Consider the following 24,647-nt stretch of genomic DNA (forward strand, 5'->3'; position numbering starts at 1 on the left):
GCGTGCGATCACCCCGGAGCGGGCTGCCCGAACAGCTCCCGCAGCACGTCCTCCATGGTCACCAGGCCGGACAGCCGGCCGTCGTCGCCGAGCACCGCCGCGACATGCGTACGGCTGCCGCGCATCGCCGTGAGCACGTCGTCCAGCGGAGTGCCCTCCCGCACGCGCGCGATGGGCCGCATGTCCCGAAGCCGCAGCGGCACGTCCCGCGGCGAGGCGTCCAGCGCGTCCTTGATGTGCAGATAGCCCACGATCCGGCGGCCCACGTCGACCACCGGGAACCGGGAGAAGCCCGATTCGGCCGACAGCCGCTCCAGCTGCTCCGGGGTGACGCCCACGCGCGCGTACACCACGCGCTCCAGCGGGACCACGACGTCCCGCACCGGGCGGCTGCCCAGCTCCAGGGCGTCGTGCAGCCGCTCCTGCGCCCGGTCGTCGATCAGTCCCGCCTGGCTGGCGTCCTTGACGATCTCGGCGAGTTCGGTGTCTGTGAAGGTCGCCGCGACCTCGTCCTTCGCCTCCACCCTGAGCAGCTTCAGCAGCCCGTTCGCGAAGGCGTTGACCGCGAAGATCACCGGGCGCAGGGCCCGGGACAGCGCGACGAGCGGTGGGCCGAGCAGCAGCGCGCTGCGCACCGGCTCGGCGAGCGCGATGTTCTTGGGCACCATCTCGCCGAGCAGCATGTGCAGATAGGTCGCGAGGGCCAGCGCGATCACGAAGGACACGGCGTGCCCCGCACTCACGGGCACCCCGACCGCGTGGAACACCGGCTCCAGCAGATGCGCGATCGCCGGCTCGGCGACCACACCCAGGACCAGCGTGCACAGCGTGATGCCGAGCTGGGCGGCGGCCAGCAGCGCCGAGACGTGCTCCAGGCCCCACAGCACGCTCCTCGCGCGCCGGTCGCCCTCCTGGGCCAGCGGCTCGACCTGCGAGCGGCGTACGGAGATCAGCGCGAACTCGGCGCCGACGAAGAACGCGTTGACGATCAGGGTCGACAGACCGATCAGCAGCTGTACGACGGTCATCGCGCCCCCTCCGCGCTCTCACGGGCCTGTTCGTCGTCCAGCGGCGCGTGCAGCAGCACCCGCGCCGCCCGGCGGCCCGAGGCGTCCACCACGTCCAGCCGCCAGCCCGCGACCTCGACCGTGTCACCGATCCGCGGTATCCGGCCCAGCAGCGTGGCGACCAGGCCGGCCAGGGTCTCGTACGGCCCCTCGGGCACCCGCAGACCCACGCGCGCGAGCTGGTCGGTGCGGGCGGCACCGTCGGCCGAGTACAGGGCCCGGCCCTCCTCGTCGGCTCCGGCGGGGGCCAGGTCGGGTGTCTCGTGCGGGTCGTGCTCGTCGCGCACCTCGCCGACGACCTCCTCGACGATGTCCTCCAGGGTCGCCACGCCGGCCGTGCCGCCGTACTCGTCGATGACGACGGCCATGGTGCGCCTGCCGCCGAGGCGGTCCAGCAGCCGGTCGACGGTCAGGGACTCGGGGACCAGCAGCGGCTCGCGCATCACCTGGGCGACCGTGCGGTGGCGCCGCTGGTCGGCGGGGACGGCCAGCACGTCCTTGATGTGGGCGGTCCCGACGACCGAGTCCAGGGTGCCCCGGTAGACGGGGAACCGGCTCAGACCGGTGGCCCGGGTCGCGTTCGCCACGTCCTCGCAGGTCGCCTGGGTGTCGAGGGCGACGACCTGGACGCGCGGGGTCATCACGTTCTCCGCCGTCAGGTCGGCCAGGTTCAGGGTCCGTACGAACAGCTCGGCGGTGTCCGGCTCCAGCGCGCCCTCCTTGGCGGAGTGCCGTGCGAGCGCCGCCAGCTCCTGCGGTCCGCGCGCCGAGGCCAGCTCCTCGGCGGGCTCGATGCCGAGCCGGCGCACGAAACGGTTGGCCGTGTTGTTGAGGTGGGTGATGAAGGGCCGGAAGGCCGCGCTGAACCAGCGCTGGGGAGTGCCCACCCGCTTGGCCACGGCCAGCGGCGAGGAGATCGCCCAGTTCTTCGGCACCAGTTCGCCGACGACCATCAGGAACACCGTCGACAGGGCCGTACCGAGCACCAGGGCGACCGAACTCGCCGTGCCGCCCGACAGCCCCATCGCCCGGAACGGCCCGGCGAGCAGCTTGGCGATGGACGGCTCGGCGAGCATGCCGACCACCAGGTTGGTCACGGTGATGCCGAGCTGGGCGCCGGAGAGCTGGAAGGTCAGGTTCCGTGCGGCTTTCAGGGCGCCCGGGGCGCCGCGTTCGCGGCGCTCGGCGGCTCGCTCCAGCTCACCGCGCTCCACCGTGGTCAGCGAGAACTCCGCCGCCACGAAGGCGCCACAGGCGAGCGACAGCAGGATTGCCACCATAAGGAGGAGCACTTCGGTCATCGGGTCACCCCCGTCCCATGATCGGACAGCGCAGGACGGGTCGCGCGGTGGTGCGTACTGGGAGGCTCGCCCATGGGCGGACGCTCACAACCTTTCATAGAGAGCCGAGTGCTCCCTCAATGGTAAAGGATGAGCAAAGAGTGTCCCGGCGCCTCAGTCGGTGAGCGGCTTCACCCAGCGCCGCCAGTGCTCCTCCGCGCCGTAACCCGCGGCGCTCCAGGCGTGGTGCGCGGTCGCGTTGCGAACCAGCACCATCGCGTCCGCGCGCCGCCCGCCGAGCCGTACGAACCGTTCCTCGGCGGCGACGAGCAACGCCGAGCCGATGCCCCGTCGGCGCCGCTGCGGATGCACCGCGAGCCGGTACAGGTGGCAGCGCCAGCCGTCGAAGCCCGCGATCACCGTGCCCACCAGCTCGCCGTCGAGCTCGGCGAGGATCAGCGCCTCCGGGTCGCGGGCGACCAGCCGCTCCACCCCCTCCCGGTCGTCGCTGATGCTGGTGCCCTCGGCGGCCGTCTTCCAGAAGGCGAGCACGGCGTCGAGGTCGGCGTGGCCTGCTGGGCGTGTCTGCAGATCGGTCATGTGATCATCGCAGCACGGAGCGGGGGCCCGGGACGGGGATTTCCATCATGCGGACTCCTCGCGCAGCCGCTCCGTCACCGGCGCGAAGGCCTCCATGCAGGGCTCCTGGACGGACGCGGGCTTCCGGGATCCGGCGCTGCCGGCCCGCGACAGTCCCGGGTGCCGCTGCTGATCGGCGCCAACGGTGACCGGATGCCGGCGCTGACCGCCGGACGCGCGGACATCGGCGCCTTCACCGGAGCCCGGCCGGGCAGGACACCGGGCGGAGGCGGCGACCACGGACGCGCTCACCGGCGGGCGCCTCGAACTGGGGCCGGGCACCGGATGTGTGCCGGCCGAGCACGAGAGGGCCGGGCTTGTGTACGGCTCGCCGGGCGAGCGGGAGGACCACCTGCGCCGTACGGTCGCGGAACCGGACCGGCTGCTCGGCTCCCCCCGAACACCGGCCGCGCCCCACGCAGGTGATCCGGGACGAGGATCACGCCGTACCCCAGTTCCCCGGCGCGCCGGCACCTCGGGCGCCACTCGGCGGCAGGCGCGGGCGTGAGCGGATCGCCCCCGAAGCGGAGCGGAGGCGGCATGAACTCTCCCCGGCCTGCGCCGGACCACGGTGACTTGAGCCCGGACCCGCGATTCCGTCACGTCGGCCGTACGCCCAGGAGGGCGCCTCACTCGTGGGCGATCGCCGCCAGCACGTTCATCCGCGACGCCCGCAGCGCCGGCAGCAGAGCCGCCACCACGCCCACCACCGCCGCACCGATCACGACGGCGACGATCGTCGTCCAGGGGAACGCCAGCGCCGTCAGCCCGCGCAGGGCCAGCACCTGCTGCATGCACACGCCCCACACGAGCCCCAGCGCCAGCCCGAGAACCGCGCCGAACACCGCGATGACCACCGACTCCAGCCGGATCATGCGGCGCAACTGCCGTCGCCCCAGCCCGATCGCGCGCAGCAGCCCGATCTCCCGGGTGCGCTCGACCACCGACAGGGCGAGGGTGTTGACCACACCGAGCACGGCGATGACGATCGCCAGGCCGAGCAGCGCGTACACCAGGTAGAGCAGGACGGCGATCTGCTTGTGGACCAGCTGCTTGTAGTCGGTCTGGTTGCGCACCTGGACCTGCGGGAAGGGCGTGAGCGCCCGTTCCAGGCGGGGCCGAAGGTCCTGCGCTTTCGTCCCGGTGGCCGCGTTGACGTAGAGGGCGGAGTCCTGGGCGTCCGGCGCGTACTTCGCGAGGGTGGTGAGGCCGAAGTAGAGGCCTCCCTCGGTGCCGAAGCCCTGCGTCGTCCGCTGGTTGGTGAGTGCCGCTACGGTCAGCTCGGTGTGCCGTCCGCCCGGGAACTCGACCGGGACGACGCTGCCGAGGCGCACGCCGTGGTCCCTGGCGAAGTCGCTGTCCATGGCGAGGTGACCGGACGCCAACGCCTCCCGTGAACCGCCCTGCGCGTAGGGGGTGTGCACGACGTCGTCGAACCCGGGTCCGTACGCCGCCGCGGTCGTCCGCACCTCTTCGCCGTCCGGCAGCCGTACGGCGACGGGAGTCAGCCGCTGCGCCACCACGAGCCCCACGCCACGCGTCGCGGCCACGGTGGCCCGGACCTGCCTGGTGAACGGGGCGAAGTTGGTGTTCTGCACGATGAAGTCGGCGCCGAGCGTCTTGTCGATCTGCCGGTCGAACGACGCGGACATCGAGGCGCTCGCCACCGACATACCGCCGACCAGGGCGAGGCCCACCATCAGCGCGGCGGCCGTGGCGCCCGTACGCCGCGGGTTGCGCAGGGCGTTGCGCTGACTCATCCGGCCGACCGGGCCGAACAGCGCGGGAACGGCCGCGCCCAGCACCCGGATCACCGGCCGCACCAGCAGCGGGCCCGCCACCACGGTCGCGATCAGGGTCAGGATCACGCCGAGCCCCAGCAGCGAGGCCGCCTGCGCGATCTTGGTGGCCGCCGCGCACCCGGCCAGCGCCGCCGCTCCGGCCGCCCCGACCACCGCGCCCACGACCGCCCGCACCTTCAACGGCTTGCCCACACCGGCGACCTCGGCGTCGGCGAGCGCCGCCATCGGCGAGACGGCCGCCGCGCGCCGCGCGGGCAGATAGGCCGCCACGAAGGTGACGCCGACACCGACGACGTACGCGGCGACGGGCGTGCCCCAGCCGATGACCATCTCCGTGGCCTTCAGGTTCATCCCGAACGCGCTCATCACCCGGATCAGCCCCAGCGCCAGTCCGATACCGGCCAGGAGGCCGAGCGTCGAACCGACCAGCCCGAGCAGCAGCGCCTCCGTGAGCACCGAGCGCCGTACCTGCCTGCGGTCCGCACCCAGTGCCCGCAGCAGTCCCAGTTCGCGCGTGCGCTGGGCGATCAGCATGGAGAAGGTGTTGACGATGAGGAAGACGCCCACGAGCAGCGCGACACCGGCGAAGCCCAGCATCACGTACTTGATCACGTCCAGGAACGTGCCGAGGCTGGCCGCCGCCGACTTGGCCTGTTCCCCGGAGGTCTTCAGGTCGTAGGTGCCCGTGCCGATCGCCTGGCCGACACGCCGTTTGAGCTGCGCATCGGACACCCCCTTGGCGGCGTCCACCGAGATGCTGGTCGCCTTCGCGGCCGACCCGAGCAGTTCGCGGCCCGCCACCGCCGGGTCCAGGAAGACCAGGGCCGCACCGGGGTTGGTGGTGGTGAACGTGGCGATGCCGGTGACCCGCACCCGGAGCGTCCCCGGCTGCGCCTGGACGGTCAGCGGGTCGCCGATCCGTACGTGTCTCCTGGCGGCGGTGTCGGCGTCCAGCAGCGCCTCGCCCGCGCCGTGCGGCGCATGGCCCGAGGTGAGCTTCACCGGGCTGCGGTGCGTGACGTACCAGGCCATCGCGATGGTCGGGGCGCCGGTGGTCGGGCCGACCGGCTTGTTGCGCGCGTCGACCACGACGGCGTTCTCCACCGAGACCTCGGCACGGGCCGCCGCGACCCCGTCGACCTTCGCCACGCGGTCCCGCAGCGTGGCGGGCAGGGTCTGCACCGAACCGCTCAGCCGGGCCGACCGCAGATCCTGCTTCGGCTGGACCGTCACATCGGCGGCGGTGGAGGCGAACAGCCGGTCGAAGGTACGCGTGACCGTGTCGGAGAAGATCAGACTGCCCGCGACGAACGCCACGGACAGGACCACGGCCAGCGCGGACAGCGCGAGCCGCCCCTTGTGCGCGAGGAAACTCCTCAGGGTCGCCTTGAGCACCGGCTCAGTCCTCCCGGACGGTGGCGTCGTCGCCGAGTCGGCCCCGGACCAGATCGGCCTTGGGGGGCTGGGGGTTCGCCCCAGGAAAGACGCGCATGCGTTCCAGTACCGCCTCCGCCGTCGGCTCCGCCATCTCGTCCACGATCCGCCCGTCGGCGAGGAAGAGCACGAGGTCGGAGCGGGCGGCGGCGCCCGGGTCGTGCGTGACCATGACGACCGTCTGCCCGAGATCGTCCACCGCGCCCCGCAGGAAGCCCAGCACCTCCAGGCCGGCCCGCGAGTCGAGGTTCCCGGTCGGCTCGTCGGCGAAGATCAGCTCCGGCCGGGAGGCCAGCGCCCGGGCGCAGGCGACCCGTTGCTGCTGACCACCGGAGAGCTGGGCCGGCCGATGGGTCAGGCGCCCCCGCAGCCCCAGCGTGTCGATGACCTGGTCCAGCCACCGCTGATCGGGCTTACGGCCCGCGATGTCCATCGGCAGGGTGATGTTCTCGGCGGCCGTCAGGGTCGGGATCAGGTTGAACGACTGGAACATGAACCCGACCCGGTCCCGCCTGAGCCGGGTCAGCTCCCGTTCCTTCAAACCGGTGATCTCGGTGTCGCCCAGCCAGACCTGACCGGCCGACACCGTATCGAGCCCCGCCAGACAGTGCATGAGCGTGGACTTCCCCGACCCCGAGGGGCCCATCACGGCGGTGAAGCGGCCGCGCGCGATGTCCACGTCCACCGAGTCCAGGGCGATGACGGCCGTCTCACCGGAGCCGTACGCCTTGGTCAGTCCGCGGGCGCGGGCCGCGATTCCGCCGTTCGGCGTGCGGCCCGGGGCGTGCTGCGCAGCTGGTGTGGACAAGACAGCCTCCCGGTCGTTCGAACGGCCCGTTCCGGGCGAGCGTAAGGGACAGGCCGGCCCGGCGCAGCGCCTACGCGCGCCCTTGCCTTGCTAGCACCCTGGCGCTAGCGTCGAAGCATGGCGAAGACCCAGCTGAACGTGCGCGTGGACGAGGGCACCGCCCGCGCGGCCCGCGAACGCGCCCTGGCCCGCGGCATCAGCGTCAACCGCTACATCGAAGAGCTGGTCAGACAGGACACCGGGGAAGCCGGCCGGACGTTCGTCGAGGCCGCCGCCGATTTCATGAAGCAGTACGAGTCGGTGTTCGCCGAGGAGTTCACCGAGACCCGCGGCACCGGTACCGGGGACGGCCGCTGATCCCTTGAACGAGCTCAGCATCGACCTCGCCTGGCTCCTCATGCTCGCCGAACGGAAAACGCCCGGGGACCCGCAGGTCACCGACTGGGGCGCGCTGGTCGCCGCCGTCGCCCGGCACCGTGCCGAGATATTCGGCGTACCGGTCTACGACAACCCGCACGCCCGTGCCGCCGCCCTGCTCCAGCTGCTCATCCACCTGCCGGCGCTGGAACGCTCCAACGCGCTGTTCGCCGCGGCGGTCGCCTACGCGTACCTGGTCGCCAGCGGAGTGAAGGTGGTCACCACACCCGAGCAGGTGCGCGACCTCGCCCGGCTGGTGAAGGAGGGCACGGCCGACGTGGACGACATCGCGCGGGAGCTGCGGCGCTGGAGCCTGTGATCAGCGCCCGGCCGGCTCGTCCGGGCGCCAGGCGACGCCGAGCGCGCAGTACGACGACGGCAGCGCCGGCCCCTTCTCCGGCATCATCACCCGTCGGTGCGGGCCGAGTGCGAACCCGGCCTCGCGCAGCGCGGACACCGGCCGGCGGGCGACGTGACACCCGGCGGTCAGCAGGGGCCACACGGTCCGGTCCAGCGTGCGCTGGGTCAGCGTCATCAGAGGACCACCGCCCTGGCCGTGCTCGAAGAACCGCACCTGGCCGCCCGGCCTGAGCACGCGCCGTACCTCGCCCAGCGCCCGTGGCACGTCCCGCACGCTGCACAGCACCAGGGACAGCACGGCCGCGTCGAAGGCCTCGCTCTTGACCGGCAGCGCCTCCGCGGCCCCCGGCACCACGTCGACCGGGACCTGGGCACGCAGGGCCGACTCGAGCGCCAACTTCCTGAGCAGCGGCTCGGGTTCGATCGCCACGACCTCCGCGACCGTGCCCGGATAGTGTGCGAAGTTCAGTCCGTTGCCGGCGCCGATCTCGATCACCCGCCCGGACAGCCCGGCAAGCAGCCGCTCGCGCACGCCGGCCATGCCCAGCCGGGTCTCGGCGCTCACGCTGCAGCGTGCGTAGCACCGGGCGAACAGTGGGTGGTGGACGGGACTCGGCGCCCCTTTGTCGAAGCCGGACAGCAGCCGCATGGCGAACCTCCCGGACGGACGGCCTAGGAGGAGTGTCCCCCGCGAAAGGCCACCGCACCCCCGGCGCACGCCACGGGAGTCCTCCGCACCCCGTCAGGGCCCCGTCCCGCCCGCCCTCGATCCGCCTCGGGCGGCCGGAGGGCGGGCGCAAGGGGTCACTGTGCCGCCCCTGCTACGGCGCCTCCCGGACCCTGAACGCCTCCGCGTCCCAGGTGCCGTCCAGACGCGGAGCGAGCCACGCCGGTGCCGCTGCGCGGAAGTCCGTGGGGGGAAGTGCTCCCGCCCCGGAGGGGATAGCGCCGAGGAGCGGGGCGTCCGCGACCTCCGGCAGGTCGACGACGTTGCAGCGGGTGGCCAGATCGGGGGAGTCCGGCCAGCTGCCGATCACGACGCCCGCCAACTCCAGGTCACGGCGGCGCAGTTCCAGTGCCGTCAGCTCCGTCGTGTTGAGCGTGCCCAGACCGGCCTGGGCGACGACCAGCACCGGTGCGTCCAGCAGCCGGGCCGCGTCGGCCAGGGTGCCGCCGGCCGCGTCGAACCGGACGAGGAGTCCGCCCGCTCCCTCGACCAGCACCAGATCGTGCTCGGCGGCCAGCTTGGCTGCCCGGTCGGCCACCTCGTGCGGGTGGACGGGGGCCATGCCCGCCCGCCTGGCGGCCGTGCCGGGTGCCAACGGCTCGGGGTAGCGGGCCAGTTCGGTCGCCGTCACCGGTCCCGCGAGCCGCGCGACCTCGTCGGCGTCCCCGCGTTCGTGAGGCCGTACCCCCGTCTGGGCGGCCTTGAGCACGGCCACCGAGCGCCCGGCCGCGAGCGCGGCGGCGGCGACGGCGGCGGTGGTGACCGTCTTGCCGACCTCCGTGCCCGTCCCCGTGATCACCAGTACCGGCATGTCATCCCTCCCGCGCCGCGGCGCACACCGCGCGCCCGATCCTTGCCACGTCCTCGTCCGAGGTGATGTACGGCGGCATCGTGTAGAGCAGGTCACGGAACGGGCGCAGCCACACGCCCTCCCGCACGGCGGCCGCGGTGGCCGCGGCCATGTCCACCTCGTGGTCGAGCTGGACGACGCCGATCGCCCCGAGCACGCGGACGTCCCGCACGCCGGGCAGCTCACGCGCCGGGGTCAGACCCTCGTGCAGGCCCGCCTCGATCCGCTTGACGTCGGTCCGCCAGTCCTGCCCCAGCAACAGCTCGATGGAGGCGCAGGCCACGGCCGCCGCGAGCGGGTTGCCCATGAACGTCGGTCCGTGCGCGAGGACCGGCACCTCGCCCCGCGAGATGCCGTCGGCGATCCGCGCGGTGCACAAGGTGGCCGCCAGCGTCAGATAGCCGCCGGTCAGCGCCTTGCCCACGCACATCACATCCGGCGTGACGCCGGCGTGCTCCGCCGCGAACAGCGCACCGGTGCGGCCGAAGCCGGTGGCGATCTCGTCGAACACGAGGAGCACGTCGTGCGCGTCGCAGGCCTCGCGCAGCACCCGGAGGTACGCGGGGGAGTGGAAGCGCATCCCGCCCGCGCCCTGGACGACCGGCTCCACGATCACCGCGGCCAGCTCGTCCGCGTGCCGGGCGATCAGCTCGCGCAGATGGCCGGCGTACGACTCCTCGTACTCGACGGGGGGCATGTCGGCGAAGACCTGGCGCGGCAGCACGCCCGACCACAGCGCGTGCATCCCGCCGTCGGGGTCGCACACCGACATCGGCGTCCAGGTGTCGCCGTGGTAGCCGCCCCGCCAGGTCAGCATCCGATGCTTGCCGGGCCGGCCGAGCGAGCGCCAGTACTGCAGGCACATCTTCACCGCGACCTCGACCGACACCGAACCCGAGTCGGCCAGGAAGACGTGCTCCAGGCCCTGTGGCGACATGTCGACAAGGTGTTTCGCGAGCCGTACGGCGGGCTCGTGCGTGAGCCCGCCGAACATCACATGGCTCATCCGGCCCAACTGGTCGCGCGCCGCCTCGTTGAGGACCGGGTGGTTGTAGCCGTGGATCGCCGACCACCAGGAGGACATGCCGTCCACCAGCTCACCCGCGTCACCCGCGAGCCGCAGCCGGACCCCGCTCGCCGACTCCACGACCAGCGGTTCGGCACGTCCGGGCATGGGGCCGTACGGATGCCACACGTGCCGTCGGTCCAGCTCCTGCAGCTGGGGCACGCTCAGGCCGGGCAGGTCAGGCATTGGGCGCCAGGTCCGTTCCGGCGCCCCGGCGGCGGACGGCCACGAGGTCGGTGCGGGCCTCCTGCATGGCCTGGGCCGCCGCCGTACCCGCCGTGCCGCACGCGTGGGCCGTCGTACCGCACGCCTCCGCGTCCTCGTGCGAGCCGCAGCCCTCGTGCGAGCCGCACACGGAGCCGCACCCGGCGCTCTCGTGCGAGCCGCAGCCGCCCGCGGCCTCCACCCGGTGCTCCGGCAGCGTCACCTCACCGGCGCCCTCCACCTCGAACCCGGCGTCCGCGATCATCTCCAGGTCGGCCTTGCCGGCCTGGCCCTCGCTGGTCAGGTAGTCGCCGAGGAAGATGGAGTTGGCCAGGTGCAGCGCGAGCGGCTGCATCGTGCGCAGATGGACCTCGCGGCCGCCCGCGATACGGACCTCCACGTCCGGGCAGACGAACCGGACCATCGCGAGGATCCGCAGGCAGCGCTGCGGGGTGAGGTTCCACTCCTTGGCCAGCGGGGTGCCCTCGAACGGGATGAGGAAGTTCACCGGCACCGAGTCCGGGTCCAGTTCGCGCAGTGAGAACACCACGTCGACCAGGTCCTCGTCGCTCTCGCCCATGCCCGCGATCAGACCGGAGCAGGCGGACAGGCCGGCCGCGTGCGCCTTGTTCACCGTGTCCACCCGGTCGGCGTAGGTGTGGGTGGTGGTGATGTCCCCGTAGGTGGACTCCGAGGTGTTGAGGTTGTGGTTGTAGGCGTCCGCGCCCGCCTCGCGCAGCCGCTCCGCCTGGCCGTCGGAGAGCAGACCGAGGCAGGCGCACACCTCGACGGCCTCGTTCTGCTCCTTGATCGCCTTGATGGTGTCCGAGACCCGGTCCACGTCCCGGTCGGTCGGGCCGCGCCCGCTGGCCACCAGACACACCCGCTTGGCGCCCCCGGCGAGCCCCGCGGCGGCCGCCTGGGAGGCCTCGTCCGGCTTGAGCCACGTGTACTTCAGGATGTCGGCCTTGGAGCCGAGGCGCTGGGAGCAGTAGGAGCAGTCCTCCGGACACAAGCCGGACTTGAGGTTGACGAGGTAATTCAGTTTCACGCGGCGGCCGAACCAGTGCCGGCGCACCTTGCCGGCCGCGGCCACCACATCGAGCAGGTCGTCGTCGGAGGTGGCCAGTACGGCGAGTGCTTCCTCGCGGGTCGGCAGCTCGCGCCGAAGCCCCTTGTCCACCAGCGTGTTCAGCAGGTCCATGAGGTCCGATCCTGTCCTACGGGACCGCCCCGGGCCAAGGAGAGATCGCACAACGGAGACGGATCACCGTGTGGGTATTGCCACACCCTGGGCGGCTGGTCGTGCCGCTAGTGTCTGTCCGCTACCTACAAAACCATCGGAGGAGCCATGGCGTTCGGCTGGATCGGGGAGCAGGCAGAGGCGCGTCGCCGCGCCGGACTCGTACGGACCCTGCGCCCGCGCCCCGCCGACTCGCCGCTGCTGGACCTGGCGAGCAACGACTACCTGGGCCTCGCCCACCACCCCGAGGTCACCGAGGGGGCCGCGCAGGCCGCCCGGGTCTGGGGCGGCGGCTCCACCGGCTCCCGGCTGGTCACCGGCACCACCGAGCTGCACACCGAGCTGGAGCGCGAGCTGGCCGCGTTCTGCGGTTTCGAGGCGGCGCTGGTCTTCTCCTCCGGCTACGCCGCCAACCTGGCCGCGGTCACCGCGCTCGGCCCGCACGGCTCGCTGATCGTCTCCGACGCCGGCAACCACGCCTCCCTCATCGACGGCTGCCGGCTCGCCCGGGGCGAGCGGCAGGTCGTCGGGCACGCCGACCCGGAGGCGGTGCGCAAGGCCCTGGCCACCCGTCAGGGGCCGGCGATCGTCGTCTCGGACACCGTGTTCTCGGTCGACGGGGACCAGGCACCACTGGCCGCGCTGGCCGAGGCGTGCCGGGCGTACGGCGCGGGGCTGGTCGTGGACGACGCGCACGGGCTCGGGGTGCTGGGCGACGGCGGCCGGGGCGCGCCGCAGGCGGCCGGGCTCGCGGGCGCCGAGGACGTCGTCGTCACCGCCACCCTGTCCAAGTCGCTGGGCAGCCAGGGCGGCGTGGTGCTCGGCCCGGCACAGGTGATCGACCATCTGGTCAACGCGGCCAGGACCTTCATCTTCGACACGGGGCTGGCCCCGGCGGCGGCCGGCGCCGCGCTCGCGGCACTGCGGCTGCTCGTCCGCGAACCGCGGCGCGCGGCGCGCGCCCGTGAGGTGGCTGCCGAACTGCACGCACGGCTGACCGCCGCGGGTTTGGAAGCGGTACGTCCGGACGCCGCGGTGGTCTCCGTGCGGGCTCCCTCCCCGGAACAGGCCGTGCGCTGGGCGGCCGACTGCCGTACGGCAGGGCTCGCCGTGGGCTGTTTCCGTCCTCCTTCCGTGCCCGACGGCATCTCACGGCTGCGGCTGACCGCCCGCGCGGACCTCTCCGGGGCCGAGATCGAACGCGCTGTACGTGTGATCGGCGAAACGCGACCATGAGTCGGCGTGACACGGCCGTGCTTCGCGCGTGGTCGTCTTCGGGGGAGGGGGCGTCTTCGGGTCAGAGGGCGGCGAGGAACCCGGTCCAGCTCCCGGCCGAGAAGAGCAGCGCGGGTCCGGCCGGGCTCTTGGAGTCGCGCACGGCGAGCAGTCCGGCCCAGGGGCCGGAGCGCGGCCGGGCCGCCTCCACACAGTTGTTGGCTCCCGTGCTGTAGCTGCTGCGCAGCCATTGCACGTCGTGCAGGTCGGTACTGGCAGGGACGTTCCGAGGCAGTGCTGACATGGTGCCTCCTTACGCGCCGTCACCTATTCCGGCGATGTAATCCAACGTGTCCTCGGGTGAAAGGGCATGCATCCGAAGGGTGTCGAAGGCCTCCGAGTAGGCCATGAGGTCTTCTTTCCGCTCCAGGTAGAGGCTACTCGTCAACTGGTCGAGAACAACCACGTCCAGATCAGAAGTGCTCGGAAATGAGAAGATAACGAAAGGCCCGGTGAGGCCGACATGCGCCCCCGCCCCGAACGGCAGCACCTGCAGCCGTACCTGTGGCAGGCGGGCGGCCTCCAACAGCCGCTCCAGCTGCCGGTTCATCACCTCGGGGCCGCCGACCTGGCGCCGCAGCACCGCCTCGTCCAGCACCGCGCAGAGCTTCAGCGGCGGGTCGCTGCGGAGCACGTCCTGCCTGGCCAGCCGCACCTCCACCAGCGTGTCCAGGCGTTCGTCGTCCAGGTCGTGCACGGCGGCCCGGGTCACCGCGCGGGCGTACTCGGGCGTCTGCAGCAGGCCGGGTACGACGGTGGTCTCCAGGGTGCGCATCGCGCTCGCCTGCGACTCCAGGCTGATGAAATCCCGGTACGTCGGCGGCAGCACCCCGCGGTAGGCGTGCCACCAGCGGTGCCGGTCGCCCGCGTCCTCGGAGCCCGCCAGCATCAGCAGCAACTCGCGCAGCTGGCCGTCCAGCACCCCGTAGGCGTCGAGGAGTAACCGCACATCGGCTGGTTTCACGCCGCTGGCGCCGGTCTCGATACGGCTCACCTTCGACTGGTGCCAGCCGACCAGCCGCGCTGCCTCACCGCTCGTGAGCCCAGCACCGGTACGCAGCGTGCGCAGTTCGGCGCCCAATTTGCGACGGCGCACCGCCGGCCCGTTCTGCATGGGCTCCTCCTTACTCCTTCCGGGCCGCCCAAATACGGTCTCGCGTGGCAGAGTTCACCGCTTTGGGCGACAGATATATGCATATCTTGGTGGATCGCTCCCCGTGACCGGCCCCGTGATGGCAGTCTGACGAGCAAGCACCAGTCCGGGACCGTACTCGAACCATCCGCTCCGTGTCGGACTGCGGTCCCGTGGGAAAAGGACGACATCGCCATGGCAGACCATTTGGAAGCATCCGTCACTCTGCCGAGCGATCCCGCCTCGGTGCCCGCCGCCCGCAGCTATGTCGTGGACACGCTCGTGGAGTGGGGTCTCCCCTCGGACACCGACGTCGCCGACACCGTGCGGCTCATCGTCTCCGAACTCGCCACGAACGCCGTACAGCACACCTTCGGCCAGTCACCCACCTTCACGGTCGACATCGCGCTGGACCGTGACGAACATCTGCGTATCGGGGTCACGGACAGCCACCCCCGCTTCCCGAAGAGGCTGCCCGCGGCGGTCCAGCAGGACAACGGCCGCGGCATGGTCATCATCCGCTGGCTCACCGCCGAGTGCGGCGGCACACTCCGCGTCCGCCCCACCCGCGAGGGCGGCAAGACGGTCTGCATCGAACTCCCCTGGATCATCCCGGCCGAGCCGGTCCCGGCAGGGGGCCCACAGGAACCGTAGCCCTCCGGGCGGGGCGGGCTGGCGCGCTGCGGTCGGCTTCGGAGCACTGCAGGTGGCCCTTGCGGGGCACGCCCGCGTTCAGGAGCCCGTGGCGCGGGTCGCTCGGCCGAAGGCGCCCCGCAGGAGGGCCCGGAAGGCGTCCGCGGCCGGAGTTGTCTCGTCCGTGCGGTGGGCCACCGAGATCGTGCGGTGGAGGCGGCCCGCCTCCAGGGGGCGCAGCCCGACCGGAGTGGCCGCGGTGCGGGCCACCATCTCCGGGACGACGGCCACACCGAGCCCCGCGCTGACGAGGGCGCACACCACGGCGTAGCCCGGGGTCGGCACCAGAAGGGCCGGTGTGGCGCCCGAGGCGGACAGCAGGGCCTCGATCTCGCGGCGGGCCGGATGGTGCGGCGCCATGCTGATCAGCGGCTGCCCGGCCAGCTCCGCCAGCGGCAGCCGGGACGAGGCGCCGCTCAGCGCGTGTCCGGGCGCGGTCACCAGGACCAGTTCCTCCACCAGAACCGGTTCCAGCCGCACCGACGACGGCACGGGGACGGGCTCGGCCGGGTGGTAGGTGTGGGTCAGCGCCAGGTCCACCTCGCTGGCCGCCACCGCCGTGACCCCGGCCGGTGGGTCGTAGTCCGCGACGGACAGCGTCACGTCCGGGTGCGCCCGGCGGAACGCGCTCAGCGCCGGTGGCAGCAGATGCACCCCGGCGGTCGGGAAGGTGCCGAGACGCAGGGTGCCGCCCGTGAGTCCGGTGAGCCGGGACAACTCGTGCCGGGCCTGCGCCAGCTCGTCGAGCACCCGCCGGGCCCGTGCCACGAGCAGCTCGCCCGCCTCGGTCAGCCGGGCCCCGCGGTGGTGGCGGACCAGCAGTGCCGTGCCCGCCTCCCGCTCCAGCTTGGCCAGTTGCTGGGAGAGGGCGGGCGGGGTGTACCCGAGCCGGTCGGCCGCGCGGGTGATCGAGCCGGCCTCCGCGACGGCCACGAGAGCCGCCAGCCGGGTGGGGTCGTACATGGGAGCAGCCTAAAGCACTGCTTAAGGCCTACCCCATTGAAATACCTGGTGAAGGCCGGTTCGAGGCAGGCTGGCCGCATGGACGGACAGCTCATCGCCTTCACCGGGATCGCCGCCGGACTCGTCGCCGTGCCGGGCGCCGACTTCACCGTGGTCGTACGCAACGCGCTCGTCTCGCGTCGGGCCGGCGCGGTGTGCGGGCTCGGCATCGCGGGCGGACTTCTGGTACACACCACCCTGGCGGTGGCCGGGGTCGCGGCCGTCCTGGTGGCCGTGCCCGCCCTGTTCCGGGCCCTGCAGCTGCTGGGCGGCGCCTATGTGCTGCACCTCGGGGGGCGCACCCTGTGGGCGCTGCGGCGGCCCGCGGACAACCCCGAGGAGACGGCGGCCGAGGCGGCGCATCCGCTCCGGCAGGGCTTCGTCACCAACGTCCTCAACCCGAAGGCCTCGCTGACCTTCCTCAGCCTCCTGCCGCAGTTCGTGCCCGCCGGGAGCGCCGCCCTGCCCCGGACGCTGCTGCTCGCGCTGATCGTGTGTGGGCTGGCGCTGGTGTGGTTCCAGGTCGTCGCGGTGCTGGTGGACCGGCTGGGCAGGTGGCTGCGCCGGCCCCGGGCCGCCCGTGGGCTCCGGGCGGGGACCGGGGTTGCGCTGACGGTGCTGGGAGCGGCCCTGTTGCTGGAGCCGCTCCTGCCCTGACGGCGGGTCAGCTGACCCGGCCGTACCAGACGCTCCTGGTCCAGATCTTCTGGAGCCGCACCACGTCCCCGGTCCTCGGCGCGTGCCAGATCTTCCCTTGGCCGGCGTAGATACCGACGTGGTAGACGTTGGAACCCGAGTGGAAGAACACCAGGTCACCGGCCTTACGGCTGCCGGCGGAGATGTGGTGCGTCTTGTTGTACTGCTGGGCTGCGGTGCGCGGCAGCGCCTTGCCCGCCTTCTTGAACGAGTAGAGCGTCAGCCCCGAGCAGTCGAACCGGCGCGGCCCGGTGGCCCCCCACTGGTACGGGGCGCCCTTCTTGGAGGCCGCGACCTGCAGTGCTTTCGTCGCGAGCGTGGCGGCCGAGGCGTCGGCCGAGAGGCCTGGGACCGCGATCGAGCCGCCGACGGCGGCGAGGGTGAGGGCCGAGGCCGTGCCAGCCCGGGCCATGAGCGACGGGACACGATTCAGCGCAGTCATGCGCAACCCTTCGTCAGCCGCCTGTGAAGGATGACCTGTCGGATTCGGGCTGGCGAAGTTGCCCGGCCGCGTAGCGGCTTCACCCCAAGAGCTGCTCGGAACCTCCGGCCGTCTGCCATGACGCACAGACGAACGTCCGTTCCGGCAACCCGTCTTGCTCGGGTCCTCCACTCCTGCCGATCCACTCCTGTCGACCGGTCATCCGGGCGGCGGCAGGACTCGGCGTCCGCCCGGACCGCCCCGCCGTGGTGGCGGGGGCTTGTCGTCAGACAGGGATCTTCACTCACGACTGTCTGAAAATCCCAACGGAACCCCGGATTTGTGGCGTTACTCACCACTCGCCCGTTCGAGTGGACAGGCCTGCGTTCGAGGCGACGTCAGATCCCGCTCGTAGTCTCCGACCTGGGGCGGAGCGGCTTCTCGCGCGCTCGGAACCCGCGCCGTGCGCAAGTCGGGAGGCGCCGAAATGGTTCTGGATATACACCGCTCGGGGGTACGCCGTTCGGGCCGTTTCGTGTCCGCCCCGAGCGGCGAGTGTCGACATCCGGGTCCGTCGGGCCGGTCGGGCGTCCGGATCAGCCGACGCCGTCGGGCGGGAGCGCGACGCGAGCGGTGCGGCGTGTACCGTCCAGCACCCGCAGGGCCCGTGCCAGCGTGTCCCCGTGCAGCTCCGTCTCGCCCCGCTGGTGCATCAACGCGAGGGCGTCACGCAGCTCTGCGGCCTTGCGCACCAGGGCCTGGGCCGCGCGCAGACCCCGGTACGTGTCCCCGTCCCGCGCCGGATTGATCCTGCCCAGCAGGTCGACCGTGTCGAGGTAACGGTCGATCAGGTCTCCTTCGGCGCGCGTCAGTGCGGGCAGCGGCGGAAGTTCCGGCAGCATCGGCGGCTCACCTCGCGTCCGGTGCGCCGGGCGTGCTCCGCCGGCCGGGCACGATGCCGTCCACCAGACCGTAGGCCAGCGCGGCGGGGGCGTCCAGCACCAAGTCCCGTTCCAGGTCGTCGCGCACCTGCTCCGCCGTGCGCCCGGTGTGCCGTACGAGCATCTCCTCCGTCAGCGCGCGCGTACGGGTCAACTCCTCGGCCTGGATGAGCAGATCGCTGGGCCGGCCCTGCACCGGCTCGGCGAGCCGGGGCTGCCCGACGACCAGCCGCGCGCCCGGCAGCGCGAACCGCTTGCCCGGAGCGCCGGCCGCGACCAGCAGCGCGGCCTGGGACGCGGCCTGGCCCAGGCAGTAGGTGGCCACGTCGCAAGTGACGTAACGCATCGTGTCGTAGACGGCCGTCAGCGCACTGAACGAACCGCCCGGGGAGTTGACGTACAGCGTGATGTCCCGCTCGGGAGCCGTGTGTTCCAGGTACATGAGCTGCGCCATCACGTCGTTCGCGGCCGTGTCGTCGAGCGTGGTGCCGAGGAAGACGATCCGGTCGTCGAAGAGCTTGCCGTAGGGGTCGAGCGTGCGCGCCCCGCTGCTGGTGCGCTCGGTGAACTCGGGCAGGACATAGCGGGCGAACGCTTGGGACATGGGCATACCCCTCCTCATCGCACGGCCTCCGACGGCTCGGCTTCTGTAAAAAATGTACAGGACGTACGTGACGTGGGGGTACTCCTAGTGATCACTAAGTAGCCGGTGAGATGGTCGGCGGCGAAGCGGAGGTCCTCCGCAACGGGGTGGACGTACACGCGCTTCGTGAAGTCCGTGCTGACGTGCCCGGCCCACGCCGCGAGAGCCGTGTCCGGTACGCCGTTGACAGCGAGGAACGTCAGGCATGAGTGCCGCGCGTCGTACAGCCGCACCTTCCGTAGCTCCAGCTCCTTCATGACGGAGTAGGAGTGCTCCCGAAGATGCCGGGTCGTCAGCGGGTGGCAGTGCCTTACGCACCGGCTCGGGCAAGGGGAGAGCTCGTGCGCCGGCCTCCGTCTTGGAGTCCTTCTCGGCTACCTCGGCATTCCCGGTCATCGTGCGCGTGATGTCGATGGCCAGGGTCCCGCCGTCCAGGTCGATGTCCGTCCACCGGAGGCCGGCCACCCGGCCGGGCCCCGGACAACAGCATCACCCCGCCGGCGTCCCCAGCCTCATCCCCAACCGCCAACTCAAGCCCGAGACGGTCATCTCCCGGCTACTCCGCGGTTGGGATCTCGACCAGGCCACGACACAGCCTGCCCGGCGACGTGGCGCCCGCGAGGGAGCGCCACCGGCGCGCTCTCTACGCCGCACCGCGAAAGCCGGGCCTCGCACCGGCCTCGCTCACCGGCGCACCGCCTTCCGCCCCGCCTCCGGGGTTGAGACGGGGCGGACGTGCGGCTGGGCGTGCGCCGCCGCTCGGCGGGTACTGCAGCGGCCGGTGCTCGCCCGTCCCGGTCGTTGCCTCGGGCTGTCCGGAGGATGCGGTCGGTGTGACGCCCGGCTGGACTGATCTTCCTATCTACGTTGCGCACCAGACGGGCCGAACAGGGTCCAACGAGTGCACATGGAGCACGATGTCTCTGCGTACAGCCCGAGAGGCGAGGAACAGACGCGCGCTGACCGCGGTCACGGTTGCGGCGATGACGGCAGCGGTCGGCCTGAGCGGCGCGGCCCCGGCCCAGGCGGCCCCGGTGATCCGGGTGCGTTGTCCGACCCAAAGCCTTCAGGCCGCGATCGGCAGTGCCCCCGACGGTGCGACGCCAACAACAACGGCACGGTGACGTTGAACAACTCCACAGTGAGCGGCAACAGCGCGCCATATGGCGGCGACATCTTCAACGCAGGATCCGGCGCAACAACACTCACTAACTTCACGGTGCAGGGCAACACGGCGTCGCAGCTCGGCGGTGGTATCTGTAACGACTCGTCAAGCACTTTGCAGTTGACGGGCTCTTCTGTGCACAACAACACCGCCGTCTACGGCAGCGGCATCTACAACAACCCCGGCGGCACGGTCACGCTGACCCAATCCCGGGTGAATGGCAACTCCCCAAACAACTGCGCCCCACCCGGGACCGTCCCCGGCTGCACCGGCTGACCACACGCGGCCCGGAAGACGGTCGCGACGCAGCAGAGCCCCGGCACAGTGCGGCGTTGCCCACTAGCTGGGGCTCTTCGACGCTGGGGCCGGACATCAGGGCGCAGTCCGGAGCTCGCGGCGCGCTCACCCTCCGCAGCACCGCGCCGTGCTGTTCTTCTCAGCGCAAGTAGGTCGGCCGCAGCAGACCCGTCGAATCGTCAACCCGAACAGCTACTCCGTACGCTCTGGCGAACCGGTTGGCCTCCGTGATCGATCCGCTGATCGAGCGAAGGTGGAGCACATACGCGACCGACTCGATCTGCTCTTGGGTCAGGCACATCGTCCATCGGTTGTTCGGCCGGTTGAAGAAGGCCGTACGCGCCCGCTCGGCAAGTCCATCGGCCGACGGCACCCGCAGCTCAGGCCGGATGCTCAGGTACACGCGCAGCGCGTCCATCTCCACCGGCCGCAGTTCGATCAGCTGCTCCGCGTCTGCCGGCTGAGCCCGCGGTGCCGGTGCAGGACTGGCCTCCGCATATGCCAGCGCATCGTGTGCCTCGGCGGTTAAGCGGGCTGCCCACAAGACAGGCCGCCCCTCATAGGCGGACAATTCCGCGCGCAAGTCCCAGTCCTCCAGCTGCACCAGACCCTGTCGAGCAGCACCCTCTGCCGCCTGCTGCAGGCCCGGAGACAGGCAGCTGGATAACACCCACCCCTGCTGACCCTCCTGCTGGCGGACGCGTAGCTCCCGAAGCAACTCGACGCGAGACGACTTGTCGCGCATCCTCCACTCCACCCCTCTACCGCATACGTCGGTGACTAGACCGTAGGCGCTGAGGCGTGTGCGAGTGCCGCGGCGCACCAGCCGATGACCATCCAGATCACCCACGCCCGGTAGCGGGTTGCCACGTACACGACGACGAGCGCGCCGGCGCCGACGGATTTCCAGCCGAACCGGCTGAGGAGACGGAGCAGGAGCACGCGCACGAGGTCGAGCTCCACGAGGCGCTCCAAGCCCTGCACGCACTCTTCCCGGGTATTGGCCTGCACTGCGAAACGGATCGCCATGAACCCAGTGTGGCGGGGGTGGGCGGGTGTTACCGGTTCGAGCGGATTCGGGTCACGGATCAGTGACAGCGCCCTCACGCCATCCACACGCGAGCGCATCATGCGTGCACGCACCAACAAGCCTTGGGGGGACCATGAGTAACACCACGCCGCCACCCGACTTCCCGCCGCCGCTCCCGCCCGAACCGCCCACACCAGCAAAGAAGAACCGCACCAACCTCGTCATCATCGGCTCTGCCGCCGCCGTGATCGCCGCTGTCGTCGCCACTGGCATCGTGGTCGTGCAGTCCAGCAACGCCCACACCAAGCCGGCCGCCACCGCCAAGCCAAGTGCCACGGCCGAGGACACCGCGACCGCTACTACCGAAGACTCGACGCCGACGTACGACGAGGTCACCGCCGATAGCTTCACGATCAAGCTGAAAACCACCTCGCGGCAGTGCTTCGGGTCGGCGGGCTGCAATCTCAGGGTCGAGCCGAACCTGACCTACCAGGGCGCCAGCAACAGCATCGACCCGAACGCCGTGTACGAGATCACCTACGAGATCCACGGCGACGACTCCGGTCCGGTCATCGAGACGGCTGAGCTGTCGGATCAGACAAGCCTGAACTACACGCCATCCATGATCAGTACGGCTTCGGCGAGTACGAAGGTGTCCGTGAAGATCACCGAGGTGGTGAAGCAGGGCGCTTGAGGCGTTGCAGGTCAGGCGCGCAGCGGCCCCGCACCGGATCCTGCGGGCGGGGTCGTCGTCATGCCGTGGATTCCCCTGAGGCGCGCCGGTCGCCGGGGAGACGCCACTCGTCACGGAAGTCAGGGTTTGCGCGGTACGGGCCGACAGCCAGACACAGCGCCGTCCAGGCGACGTCCCGCGTGGATCTGTACGCGTCGTAGGCTTCGTCGCCGGCGATCAGACGGCATTCCAGCTCAGTGACCCGGTGCCGCATCTCCTCGACGGTCGGATCGATGCGGGCGGGGTCTTCCTCGTCGTAGTGGGTGAGTGAGAACTCGACGAGCGGATGGCTCACGTGGTGGGCTCCTCGCCCGGGCGCACCGCGCCCTCCCTGTAGAAACCTTCCAGTTGTACGTTCAGCTCCGCCAAGTCCGGATGCTCGGCCAGCTCTCGCCTCTCTGCGTCCGGAGGAAGCTCGGCGAAGCGCCTCACCGAGCGGGTGGCAGCGCCGCTTCGGCTGCGATGTCTGGTGCCGTGACCGGGATGGTTCGCCGGGTTGACGTCCACGCCAACCGAGGCCATCCGTCTTGACACGGAGTGCGATCACATAAGTTGTGGCTCCTCGAAGATGCACGAGAAGGAGTGACAGTGGGCGAAAATTCCCAGGTGACAGCGCTCGCGAAGGTTCTGCCAACGACGCACGGCGTGGATGAGCGGATCGACTGGAGCGCGGTCGAGGAGATCTGGGGGACCGGGTTTCCGGCGGACTATGTCGCCTTCATGGAGGCGTACGGGGCAGGCAGCGTCAGCAGGGAAGTTGGAATACTGTTGCCGGTTCCGCGATCCGATACCTATTCGGACGGGTCCGGCCTGCGGCAGGAGACAGCCAACGCCCGCGGCACATGGGAAATGCTCGGTGGTAGAACGGCCCTGGACGTGGACCCCGATTCCATCGTGGCGTGGGGTGTCACGAGCGGTGCAGACATCTACTGCTGGCTGACCACTGCCGACGATCCCGACCGATGGCCCGTGCTCGTATGCGGCCGGCACACGAATCCCACCTTCCAGGTCCATCCTTTCGGGATGGCGGAGTTCCTGCGCAGACTGCTCACCGATGGTGAATTCCAGGAGGAGGCGATCAGTGTCGTCCTTCCGAAGGAGCGCACTTTCGTCAACTGGCGTGAGCAGAAGCGTCGCTTGGAGGCGGGCTTGGACCCCGCCACGGGCGAACCCTGGGATTAGCAGCTCCTGGAGCCTGACAGGGCGGCGGCCGTTGGCGTTGCGCCGGCGCAGGTAGCGGTGCAGGGCCAGGGTCTGCGAGGGATGGCTGCGATGGTTCGAGTTGGCCAGTGTGAACTGCCGCAGCGGGCCGAAGTGCGCCTAGATGGGGTTGGCCCAGGACGCGTAGGTCGGGGTGAAGCACAGCTCGACCTTGTTCTTCTTCGCCCAGCGGCCGATGTCCGCGCCGGTGTGGGCGGAGAGGTTGTCCACAATGATGTAGATCGGTGCGCCGTCGGGCCGGGCGGCGCGGATCGACTTCAGTGCGGCCAGACTGCTGGCGGTGCCCTTGCGGCGGCGGTTGACGCTCCACAGGGTGTCGTCGCCGACGGAGTAGCAGCCGTGGAAGTAGGTGACGCCGTGGGTGCGGCGGTAGGTCGCTGGCAGGCGGTCGAACTCCTCGAAGGCGAAGACCCGGTCCGGGAAGCGATCCGGCACCTGCTCGATCCGGTCGAGCTTGGCGTCGCGCTCGGGGTCGGGGGACTCCTTCCAGGTCTTGGTGCGCTGGAACGTGGTGCCGCGGCGCAGGTGAGCGGCGAGTTTGCGGACCGACCAGCGCGCAGCCGCTGCCCCTCCTGATCGGTCAGTCTGCGCACCCGCACAGCCTCGGCCACTCACACCTCCCGGCGATCCGAACGGAGTTCACCCGCCCATCCAACGGCCCCAACCTCGACCCGGTAGACCTTCCTGGTCACGGCACTAGCTCGGCGGCACGCTTGCGGTGCAGGGCCGCCAGAATGCGGAGTTGTCGCGCCCTCAGCTCGTACCGGTCTGGCTTCTCATCCATGCGGACTTCTCCTCGCTGCTCGCCGGGCGCGTTTCGAGCACGCTCACTCTGGGTGGCCGCTTCGGCTCACCCTGGGGCTGCCTCGCCTGGGTGCCGGCGTTCGGCGTGTCTGCCGTCGAACGTACCGTCACAACTCCATCACATCACTTCCATGTATCGTGCACACGTCGCATGATCTGCCGGTGAACAGAACCCTCACCGCCGCGGCGACCGCCGTCCTCCTGGCCGCGCTCGCCGCCTGCAACAGCTCGAACCCTTCCAGCTCCACCGGGTCGAGCGGCAACAGCAAACCCAGCGCCGCGGCCGCCGCGAGCAAGCCGCTGACTGCGAACACCGCGTTCACACAGATCTCAGCGAAGGTCAGCACTGCGAAGCTCTCCGGGACCGTCACTGCGGAGAACGACCCAAACCATCTCCTCGGCCGGCCGAACCAGTACACGTCGAAGATCACCTTCACGGACAACCGGATAAAGGCGAGCGACGTCGAGGGCACAGACAAGGGCGACGTCGACCGCGGCGGCGCAATCGAGGTCTTCGGCAGCCCGTCGGACGCGCAGATCCGAGCGAAGTACATCCAGGCCGTCACCAAGTCGATGCCGGCCCTCGCCGAGTACGACTACGTCCACGGCACCGTGCTCGTGCGGGTCTCCCACTACCTGACCCCGGCGCAGGCCGCCGTGTACAAGTCGGCCGTCGACGGATTGAGCCGAGGGTGAC

The 24,647-nt window shown here is 71.1% G+C and carries 29 protein-coding genes and 2 pseudogenes; 10 read left to right on the forward strand and 21 right to left on the reverse strand.

What is annotated here, in order from left to right; translation table 11 throughout:
- Window positions 1-8: 8 nt before the first annotated feature.
- The 4 genes from ACZ7HQ_RS15550 to ACZ7HQ_RS15565 all read right to left on the reverse strand — a co-directional run bounded on the left by ACZ7HQ_RS15550 (window position 9) and on the right by ACZ7HQ_RS15565 (window position 3,238).
- A complete protein-coding gene (locus ACZ7HQ_RS15550; RefSeq protein ID WP_470989411.1) occupies window positions 9-1,028 on the reverse strand; it encodes a hemolysin family protein in 1,020 nt (339 codons plus the stop codon).
- Complete coding sequence (locus tag ACZ7HQ_RS15555) at window positions 1,025-2,368, reverse strand: hemolysin family protein (protein ID WP_470989414.1); 1,344 nt, start codon at window positions 2,366-2,368, stop codon at window positions 1,025-1,027. Before ACZ7HQ_RS15555 ends, ACZ7HQ_RS15550 begins: the two co-directional genes overlap by 4 nt.
- Window positions 2,369-2,521: 153 nt before the next feature.
- Entirely contained in the window at window positions 2,522-2,947 is a 426-nt protein-coding gene (locus ACZ7HQ_RS15560; protein ID WP_470989417.1) for a GNAT family N-acetyltransferase, read from the reverse strand.
- Between the two features lie 45 nt (window positions 2,948-2,992).
- Complete coding sequence (locus ACZ7HQ_RS15565) at window positions 2,993-3,238, reverse strand: hypothetical protein (RefSeq protein WP_470989420.1); 246 nt, start codon at window positions 3,236-3,238, stop codon at window positions 2,993-2,995.
- On the opposite strand from ACZ7HQ_RS15565, the pseudogene ACZ7HQ_RS15570 reads away from it, so the two are divergent.
- A pseudogene (locus ACZ7HQ_RS15570) lies at window positions 3,213-3,408 on the forward strand (LLM class F420-dependent oxidoreductase); the annotation flags it as partial. The gene ACZ7HQ_RS15565 and the pseudogene ACZ7HQ_RS15570 overlap by 26 nt on opposite strands.
- Window positions 3,409-3,615: 207 nt before the next feature.
- Here ACZ7HQ_RS15570 and ACZ7HQ_RS15575 read toward each other — a convergent pair.
- Window positions 3,616-6,183 carry an ABC transporter permease gene (locus tag ACZ7HQ_RS15575; protein WP_470989423.1) on the reverse strand — a complete coding sequence of 856 codons (2,568 nt, stop codon included), beginning with the start codon at window positions 6,181-6,183 and terminating at the stop codon, window positions 3,616-3,618.
- Window positions 6,184-6,187: 4 nt separating this feature from the next.
- Window positions 6,188-7,030 carry an ABC transporter ATP-binding protein gene (locus ACZ7HQ_RS15580; RefSeq protein WP_470989426.1) on the reverse strand — a complete coding sequence of 281 codons (843 nt, stop codon included), beginning with the start codon at window positions 7,028-7,030 and terminating at the stop codon, window positions 6,188-6,190.
- 117 nt (window positions 7,031-7,147) lie between these two features.
- Here ACZ7HQ_RS15580 and ACZ7HQ_RS15585 point away from each other — a divergent pair, with 117 nt between their 5' ends.
- Together ACZ7HQ_RS15585 and ACZ7HQ_RS15590 are read left to right on the forward strand one after the other, a co-directional pair.
- A complete protein-coding gene (locus tag ACZ7HQ_RS15585; RefSeq protein ID WP_470989429.1) occupies window positions 7,148-7,387 on the forward strand; it encodes a toxin-antitoxin system HicB family antitoxin in 240 nt (79 codons plus the stop codon).
- A gap of 4 nt (window positions 7,388-7,391) precedes the next feature.
- Entirely contained in the window at window positions 7,392-7,766 is a 375-nt protein-coding gene (locus ACZ7HQ_RS15590; protein ID WP_470989431.1) for a fic family toxin-antitoxin system, toxin component, read from the forward strand.
- Here ACZ7HQ_RS15590 and ACZ7HQ_RS15595 read toward each other — a convergent pair whose 3' ends face one another.
- The 4 genes from ACZ7HQ_RS15595 to bioB form a co-directional block, all read right to left on the reverse strand.
- Window positions 7,767-8,456 carry a class I SAM-dependent methyltransferase gene (locus ACZ7HQ_RS15595; protein WP_470989433.1) on the reverse strand — a complete coding sequence of 230 codons (690 nt, stop codon included), beginning with the start codon at window positions 8,454-8,456 and terminating at the stop codon, window positions 7,767-7,769.
- 172 nt (window positions 8,457-8,628) lie between these two features.
- Window positions 8,629-9,345, reverse strand: coding sequence for a dethiobiotin synthase (gene bioD, locus ACZ7HQ_RS15600; protein WP_470989437.1), 717 nt, complete (start codon window positions 9,343-9,345; stop codon window positions 8,629-8,631).
- A 1-nt stretch (window position 9,346) separates the two neighbouring features.
- A complete protein-coding gene (locus ACZ7HQ_RS15605) occupies window positions 9,347-10,636 on the reverse strand; it encodes an adenosylmethionine--8-amino-7-oxononanoate transaminase (protein ID WP_470989439.1) in 1,290 nt (429 codons plus the stop codon).
- Complete coding sequence (bioB, locus tag ACZ7HQ_RS15610; protein WP_470989443.1) at window positions 10,629-11,858, reverse strand: biotin synthase BioB; 1,230 nt, start codon at window positions 11,856-11,858, stop codon at window positions 10,629-10,631. The genes ACZ7HQ_RS15605 and bioB overlap by 8 nt, the downstream gene beginning before the upstream one ends.
- 147 nt (window positions 11,859-12,005) lie before the next feature.
- On the opposite strand from bioB, the gene ACZ7HQ_RS15615 reads away from it, so the two are divergent.
- Window positions 12,006-13,133, forward strand: coding sequence for an 8-amino-7-oxononanoate synthase (locus ACZ7HQ_RS15615; protein WP_470989445.1), 1,128 nt, complete (start codon window positions 12,006-12,008; stop codon window positions 13,131-13,133).
- A 61-nt stretch (window positions 13,134-13,194) separates the two neighbouring features.
- Here the strand turns inward: ACZ7HQ_RS15615 and ACZ7HQ_RS15620 are convergent, their stop codons facing one another.
- Window positions 13,195-13,416 (reverse strand): DUF397 domain-containing protein, encoded by a 222-nt coding sequence (locus ACZ7HQ_RS15620; RefSeq protein ID WP_470989448.1) that lies wholly within the window; start codon window positions 13,414-13,416, stop codon window positions 13,195-13,197.
- A 9-nt stretch (window positions 13,417-13,425) separates the two neighbouring features.
- The gene (locus ACZ7HQ_RS15625; RefSeq protein WP_470989450.1) at window positions 13,426-14,286 is read right to left on the reverse strand and encodes a helix-turn-helix domain-containing protein; all 861 of its coding nucleotides are present in this window, start codon (window positions 14,284-14,286) and stop codon (window positions 13,426-13,428) included.
- Window positions 14,287-14,499: 213 nt separating this feature from the next.
- Between ACZ7HQ_RS15625 and ACZ7HQ_RS15630 the strand changes: the two genes are divergently transcribed.
- The gene (locus ACZ7HQ_RS15630; RefSeq protein WP_470989452.1) at window positions 14,500-14,958 is read left to right on the forward strand and encodes an ATP-binding protein; all 459 of its coding nucleotides are present in this window, start codon (window positions 14,500-14,502) and stop codon (window positions 14,956-14,958) included.
- A gap of 78 nt (window positions 14,959-15,036) precedes the next feature.
- On the opposite strand, the gene ACZ7HQ_RS15635 is transcribed toward ACZ7HQ_RS15630, so the two are convergent.
- The gene (locus ACZ7HQ_RS15635; RefSeq protein WP_470989455.1) at window positions 15,037-15,960 is read right to left on the reverse strand and encodes a LysR family transcriptional regulator; all 924 of its coding nucleotides are present in this window, start codon (window positions 15,958-15,960) and stop codon (window positions 15,037-15,039) included.
- 78 nt (window positions 15,961-16,038) lie between these two features.
- Here ACZ7HQ_RS15635 and ACZ7HQ_RS15640 point away from each other — a divergent pair, with 78 nt between their 5' ends.
- Window positions 16,039-16,656, forward strand: a complete 618-nt coding sequence (locus tag ACZ7HQ_RS15640) for a LysE family translocator (RefSeq protein WP_470989457.1) — start codon at window positions 16,039-16,041, stop codon at window positions 16,654-16,656.
- Window positions 16,657-16,663: 7 nt separating this feature from the next.
- Here ACZ7HQ_RS15640 and ACZ7HQ_RS15645 read toward each other — a convergent pair whose 3' ends face one another.
- The 4 genes from ACZ7HQ_RS15645 to ACZ7HQ_RS15660 form a co-directional block, all read right to left on the reverse strand.
- Window positions 16,664-17,137: a C40 family peptidase gene (locus ACZ7HQ_RS15645; protein ID WP_470989459.1), complete on the reverse strand. Its 474-nt coding sequence runs from the start codon at window positions 17,135-17,137 to the stop codon at window positions 16,664-16,666.
- 575 nt (window positions 17,138-17,712) lie between these two features.
- The gene (locus ACZ7HQ_RS15650) at window positions 17,713-18,018 is read right to left on the reverse strand and encodes a hypothetical protein (RefSeq protein ID WP_470989462.1); all 306 of its coding nucleotides are present in this window, start codon (window positions 18,016-18,018) and stop codon (window positions 17,713-17,715) included.
- Between the two features lie 7 nt (window positions 18,019-18,025).
- The gene (locus ACZ7HQ_RS15655) at window positions 18,026-18,661 is read right to left on the reverse strand and encodes an ATP-dependent Clp protease proteolytic subunit (protein ID WP_470989465.1); all 636 of its coding nucleotides are present in this window, start codon (window positions 18,659-18,661) and stop codon (window positions 18,026-18,028) included.
- Window positions 18,662-18,675: 14 nt separating this feature from the next.
- Complete coding sequence (locus ACZ7HQ_RS15660) at window positions 18,676-18,957, reverse strand: hypothetical protein (protein WP_470989468.1); 282 nt, start codon at window positions 18,955-18,957, stop codon at window positions 18,676-18,678.
- Between the two features lie 863 nt (window positions 18,958-19,820).
- Between ACZ7HQ_RS15660 and ACZ7HQ_RS15665 the strand changes: the two genes are divergently transcribed.
- Window positions 19,821-20,141, forward strand: a complete 321-nt coding sequence (locus ACZ7HQ_RS15665; protein ID WP_470989471.1) for a hypothetical protein — start codon at window positions 19,821-19,823, stop codon at window positions 20,139-20,141.
- A gap of 160 nt (window positions 20,142-20,301) precedes the next feature.
- On the opposite strand, the gene ACZ7HQ_RS15670 is transcribed toward ACZ7HQ_RS15665, so the two are convergent.
- Both ACZ7HQ_RS15670 and ACZ7HQ_RS15675 read right to left on the reverse strand, forming a co-directional pair.
- Complete coding sequence (locus tag ACZ7HQ_RS15670) at window positions 20,302-20,907, reverse strand: DUF6417 family protein (RefSeq protein ID WP_470989474.1); 606 nt, start codon at window positions 20,905-20,907, stop codon at window positions 20,302-20,304.
- A 35-nt stretch (window positions 20,908-20,942) separates the two neighbouring features.
- On the reverse strand, window positions 20,943-21,191 hold the full coding sequence (locus ACZ7HQ_RS15675; protein ID WP_470989477.1) for a hypothetical protein: 249 nt from the start codon (window positions 21,189-21,191) through the stop codon (window positions 20,943-20,945).
- Between the two features lie 134 nt (window positions 21,192-21,325).
- Here ACZ7HQ_RS15675 and ACZ7HQ_RS15680 point away from each other — a divergent pair, with 134 nt between their 5' ends.
- The gene (locus ACZ7HQ_RS15680; RefSeq protein WP_470989480.1) at window positions 21,326-21,886 is read left to right on the forward strand and encodes a hypothetical protein; all 561 of its coding nucleotides are present in this window, start codon (window positions 21,326-21,328) and stop codon (window positions 21,884-21,886) included.
- A 58-nt stretch (window positions 21,887-21,944) separates the two neighbouring features.
- Here ACZ7HQ_RS15680 and ACZ7HQ_RS15685 read toward each other — a convergent pair whose 3' ends face one another.
- Entirely contained in the window at window positions 21,945-22,220 is a 276-nt protein-coding gene (locus ACZ7HQ_RS15685; protein WP_470989483.1) for a hypothetical protein, read from the reverse strand.
- 293 nt (window positions 22,221-22,513) lie between these two features.
- On the opposite strand from ACZ7HQ_RS15685, the gene ACZ7HQ_RS15690 reads away from it, so the two are divergent.
- On the forward strand, window positions 22,514-23,107 hold the full coding sequence (locus ACZ7HQ_RS15690) for an SMI1/KNR4 family protein (protein WP_470990668.1): 594 nt from the start codon (window positions 22,514-22,516) through the stop codon (window positions 23,105-23,107).
- Between the two features lie 24 nt (window positions 23,108-23,131).
- Here the strand turns inward: ACZ7HQ_RS15690 and ACZ7HQ_RS15695 are convergent.
- Window positions 23,132-23,716: pseudogene (locus ACZ7HQ_RS15695) on the reverse strand (transposase); the annotation flags it as partial.
- Window positions 23,717-24,112: 396 nt separating this feature from the next.
- On the opposite strand from ACZ7HQ_RS15695, the gene ACZ7HQ_RS15700 reads away from it, so the two are divergent.
- Window positions 24,113-24,646: a hypothetical protein gene (locus ACZ7HQ_RS15700; protein WP_470989485.1), complete on the forward strand. Its 534-nt coding sequence runs from the start codon at window positions 24,113-24,115 to the stop codon at window positions 24,644-24,646.
- Window position 24,647 lies beyond the last annotated feature (1 nt).

The sequence above is a fragment of the Streptomyces sp. NPDC037290 genome, from assembly GCF_055603245.1.